At 27.4% G+C, this 4,884-nt stretch carries 6 protein-coding genes; 1 reads left to right on the top strand and 5 read right to left on the bottom strand.

Going from position 1 to position 4,884, the window contains the following annotated elements; all coding sequences use genetic code 11:
* Window positions 1-471 precede the first annotated feature (471 nt).
* Window positions 472-921: a hypothetical protein gene (locus tag B6K90_RS23155; protein WP_088015045.1), complete on the bottom strand. Its 450-nt coding sequence runs from the start codon at window positions 919-921 to the stop codon at window positions 472-474.
* A gap of 92 nt (window positions 922-1,013) precedes the next feature.
* A complete protein-coding gene (locus tag B6K90_RS23150) occupies window positions 1,014-1,400 on the bottom strand; it encodes a hypothetical protein (protein WP_088015044.1) in 387 nt (128 codons plus the stop codon).
* 222 nt (window positions 1,401-1,622) lie between these two features.
* Here B6K90_RS23150 and B6K90_RS23145 point away from each other — a divergent pair, with 222 nt between their 5' ends.
* Window positions 1,623-2,090, top strand: a complete 468-nt coding sequence (locus tag B6K90_RS23145) for a hypothetical protein (protein WP_088015043.1) — start codon at window positions 1,623-1,625, stop codon at window positions 2,088-2,090.
* 349 nt (window positions 2,091-2,439) lie between these two features.
* Here the strand turns inward: B6K90_RS23145 and B6K90_RS23140 are convergent, their stop codons facing one another.
* The 3 genes from B6K90_RS23140 to B6K90_RS23130 form a co-directional block, all read right to left on the bottom strand.
* Window positions 2,440-3,009 carry a hypothetical protein gene (locus tag B6K90_RS23140; RefSeq protein WP_088015042.1) on the bottom strand — a complete coding sequence of 190 codons (570 nt, stop codon included), beginning with the start codon at window positions 3,007-3,009 and terminating at the stop codon, window positions 2,440-2,442.
* A gap of 167 nt (window positions 3,010-3,176) precedes the next feature.
* Window positions 3,177-3,959, bottom strand: a complete 783-nt coding sequence (locus B6K90_RS23135) for a hypothetical protein (RefSeq protein WP_088015041.1) — start codon at window positions 3,957-3,959, stop codon at window positions 3,177-3,179.
* A gap of 161 nt (window positions 3,960-4,120) precedes the next feature.
* Window positions 4,121-4,651, bottom strand: a complete 531-nt coding sequence (locus B6K90_RS23130) for a hypothetical protein (protein ID WP_088015040.1) — start codon at window positions 4,649-4,651, stop codon at window positions 4,121-4,123.
* Window positions 4,652-4,884: the final 233 nt, after the last annotated feature.

Raw genomic sequence — 4,884 nt, 5'->3', positions numbered from 1 at the left:
TTTAAAGACTATAATCCATATTAATGCAAATAAATAAACGGCAAACAAGCCAGCAGTTATTTTATTTTGATTATTTTTTGATTTTCCCATATAAATCCTCAATTTCTAATTCTTTTTCAGACTTATAATCTAAGCCTTTATCCTACTTTAAAATTGAATCTCAAGTTTCTTTTTAAAAAATTATAGCATGGAATATTATCTTTGAATATTTCCCTATGCTTTAAGAATAGGATAGATATCTTAAAAAAAGAGTGGAGTAATTATTAAATTTTTCGTAAATCCATTTATTAGCTCTAAAATCTAAACATTTTTATCACTAAGCTTTTTCAAACGCAAAGATTTGGTAAAGTAAATTTTAAAATAGTGTCTAACTCGTTCTTTTTCAAATCTCTTTCTTTGTTAAATAAAAAAGACCGCCAAAGCAGTCGATCATTATTCAACTAATGCATGCTTTAGTTGAATAAGAAAGTATTAGTATTGATGAAAACTTGTTTCAGCTGGAATTATACTTTTGATAAGTTCAATATCTTCATCAATAGCATTAGGAACAACGAATTCAGTTCCCCAATGACCTGAATGAAATACTGGCACCATACCTTTTTTTAAATTAACTGTGAACCATTTGAACTCTCCAATATTATTGATATGGTGTTTTGATAGATACATTGAAAGAATTGAGTTTTTCATACCCTTAAAGACAGTAATATTATCTTCTTTATATATTTCAAATGAATTTAGTTTTTTAATTTCTTCTATTGTGTCAATTTCCTCATTCCAACAATGAACTTCAATCGTATCAGATTTTTGTAAAAAGTATTTTATTAACTGGTCCCAATAATCATAATTTTCATTCACAGGTTTGGGAAAAGTCGAATCATCGTCCGTATAAGTTGGAATGTGGAAAACTAAATTATTTTGCACATAATCCCTCCTCTAAAAACCTTTTTACAAATTTATATTCTATATGGTTGTTGAATTAACGCATGCGTTAGTTGCTTAAGGAGTATGAAATTCTATTGACATAAAGATTTTACTTGTTTATCAAATTCGGTATTTTCCTTATAATATACACCGTTTAACTTTCGTAGTTTAAAGTCTCCAATTTCTTCATCTTTATGATAAGCTTTTACCAAGCAACCGCCATCAAAAAGTAAAAGGGGTTGACGTTCTTCTTGATTATCGTAACGAATAAACTTCATGTTCCTGACATCATTAACCCACTTATTAATACTCTCAAAGTCAGTTAATTCTTTAAAGTTCCCATTTTTTCCGTATACGATTTTAGTTATTTCTTTATCTGTATATATAGATTCAAAAGTCATTCCGTCTTCTTTTTTTTGACAGGCTGTTAAAACTCCTACAATAACTAATAAACAAATGGACAAGAATAATCTTCTCACAAAATGTTCCCCCTAATATAACTCTTAAACACTACTATATTAATTCAATTTTCCACTCATATACTCCTTTTCTTATTGAACTATCCTGCCATTATGTTGAATAAGAAAAAGCGATCTTCTATTGAAGAATAACATTTAATATTGCATTAGATAACTTTTAATCAATTCGAATGATACAAAAAAATTAATACATACTAATTAAAAATGAAAGGGTGTGAAATTTTGAAAAAGATAATTGTTATAGTTTCATTAATCATAGGTTTTAGTTTTCATACAAATACAAATACGTATGCAAAGTCCTTTAATAGTTTACCTTTAACAAAATCATCAGATCAATGGAGCATTAAAATTAATCAAGCTGATCTAGATAAGGTTAATGAACCTAAACTTACAAAGCCAAAAAAAGGTGTTTTTAATGTTTATAGTTTGGATATAAGTAATATCGGAGACAGAAACATAAATAATGTTAGAATTGAGGCGTTTAGAGATGAGCCTAATTCAAAAACTTATTACGAGTTATTTACCAATGAAGGTGATATTTTAATTAAAGAAGGTAGCTCATATCATCATTCTAACTTCCCTATATCGGTAAAAGCTAAAATATTGAAAGTCGACATTACTTGGGAAAAAACAATAAATGAAAATCAAAGAAGACATTTTAAAGAAACATTTATTTTCCATCAAAAATAACTTCAAAAAAGAGGAAAATCCTAGAGATCATCCTCTTTTTTTGTTTAACTAATGCATTAGTTAGTTACATAAGTACGTAAATTTATTTAGAAAAATCAATCTTAAAGACCTTTCTTAGCCACAAAACTACAATTAATAAAGTAGGCATAATAATTCGAAGTGTAGAATCATTAATAATGTGAAAAGAATACCTTAAACTAAATATTATTAATATGGTTACTACTACTGCTATAAAAAAATATATATTCTTCATCTTTTTCTCCTTGTTCACCAGTTTAAAATCTATATTCCACTAACTATTATTCGACATCAATTTTAGAGCACCTTGTTCAACTAATGCATTAGTTAGTTACTTAACTAGTTTTGCATTTTTATCAAAATATTTATATTCCAAACTAAATGCTTCCGATGCTTTATTCATTGTAAGAATACTAGCACTTGGTTTACCCACGTTAATTTGATTTTTCTCTGTGCTACCAGTCGCATTTATAACACGTACACCCAATTTAGCAACAGTATTTTCGTAATTTGTTATTGCAAGTAGGTTCAAAGGTAAAGGCTTTCCATTTTTATATTCTCTAGGTAGTGGAAAAACTTGAAGGTTTGAACTTATTTCATTCTCAGAATCATAATATCCATAATCAACATCAATATATTTATAATTTCCAATATTGTTTTTTTCAAAGTGTATATATGCAGGCATATTATCATGTAAATACGCTACATATCTATCTTTTTTCAAGTCGAAAATTTTTATTATTTCAATTGATTGTTGCTCTTTGTTTAATGATTGAATAGTTTCTACGATATTATTTTTATTGTTCCCATTCATTAAAAAAATAGGTTTAAAGAATATGTACCAGATAATAGCTATACCTAACAAAAAAATAACGGTAATCTTTCTTTTATGATGTATCACTCACTTACCTCCCAAGATAATAACTTATAAGTATGTTAATTCTAGATAATCTAAAAACTACCTTCCAAATTGAGAGAGTAACTGGATTTTGCCCAAGAAAAAATCGACTAAACAGTCGATTTTGTTATGTAACTAACGCATTAGTTAGTTGATTAAGAAATATATTTTTACTTACTTACTAATTGAAATTTATCAAAGTCATAATTGTTTACACCATCAATACTCGTTGTACTTATTGAAATATCACTATCGGTATTCAATTGTTTAAGTAATTCAGCTGTATTAATCTTAAAAGGTATTATTTTTTCTTTATTAAACGGATTAGTTTTATCTAGTATTTTAATAGTCTCTATTGGTGTAGAACTCATATCTTTTCGTTCACCATCAATTATTAAATTTATACCTAATTCGACAGGTGCAGATTCTGTTAATGTTACATATCCTTCAATTATTTCATCTGATTTGTAAGTAGACTTTTTTAAGACTGTATTTACAGGATGTGAACCTAAATATTTATTAATAAATTTTTCTCTTAAACTTTTGCTTATATAAAAAGTAGTTTGTTTACCATTATATTTACTTCTTGTATGTTCAACAGACTTCGGAAATTCCTCGAAGGATAAATTTACTCTGTTACTATTTGGTTTTTTCTTCTCATATATTTCTTTTTTATTGGAATTTAATAGATCAATTGCCCATTCAAGATCATCAGGGTATAGACCTAAGTCTACATCTTTTCCTATTCGGTTATCGTCTACAAACCAAAAGAAAGATTGTATAAAAAAACTTGGATTTTTAGTCTTTACATATTTAAGATCAATTTTCTTAATAGAAATTGAATCCCTTACATTATCTACATTTTCACTTTTACCGCAACTTGCTAAGAGAAAACAGGATAAAAATAAAAGAAATATTGAAGTGCTTTTTTTAAGTTGTACTTTTTTAAACAACGCAAATATACCTCTATTCTTTGAATATTAAAATTTTATTATAACATTCCTTATGCAACTAATCTGCCATTTACTTTAATAAAAAAAGCCGCATATTAGCAGCTCTTGATCTTCAACTAGTGCATGCGTTAGTTACATTAGTTTTTCATACTTTGAGATACTTATTGATTGTAAAACCCTTCAAAGTAACCATTACGCTTGAAGTATCTATAAGCGTTTTCATCTTTCTTTTTCATTTCTTTAAGACCTTCATTTATGTAATTGCTTGCGTTTGAATTAAATTCATTATTTCCTTTTGAATCACCGCTACTATAACTACTCAAATTCATTAAATAGGCATCTTTAGATGCAAATGCACAATTAATCCATAATAACAGACCTTTATCAGGTGTCTTTTTAAATTTGAAATTTTCTAGCAATAAATCTAGCTCTCCTATATCTTCCATTGCTTTTTGCTCTAATTCCATTACTTTATTTTTCTCATTTTCATTTTTTGAGAATTTTTCTATTTGATTTATATCTGCACTTACACTTGATAGAGTAGAATTTATTTTTTCTACTTTCCTTTTATTAGATTCTGTTATTGGATATGAACTCGATTTAAGATAAATCAAAATACCCAATCCGACAATAATAATCATTGAAATAAAGACCATTATATTTCTGACAAATACTTTTTTAGTAGTTTTCATGTTGAAACCTTACCCTTCATTTTTTAAATTTCATCTTAATTTTATCAACTATATAAGTATCTGTATTTGGGGAATTTGAACCTTTTTTACAATGAATACCAGATAATCCTTATGCATACAGATAGGTAAGGGTTTGAAGTTATCGCTCCCTTTTCCCCCTGTTCACACCGCACGTGCGACTTTCACCGCATACGGCGTTCCAACTACTCCAATTTATTCTTTTCTATGTATTA

Origin of the sequence: Gottfriedia acidiceleris, from assembly GCF_002128425.1 — a bacterium.
Taxonomy (GTDB): domain Bacteria; phylum Bacillota; class Bacilli; order Bacillales; family Bacillaceae_G; genus Gottfriedia; species Gottfriedia acidiceleris.
The sequence above is the reverse complement of the archived record's forward strand: the minus strand, read 5'-3'. Positions and strand labels throughout refer to the sequence as shown.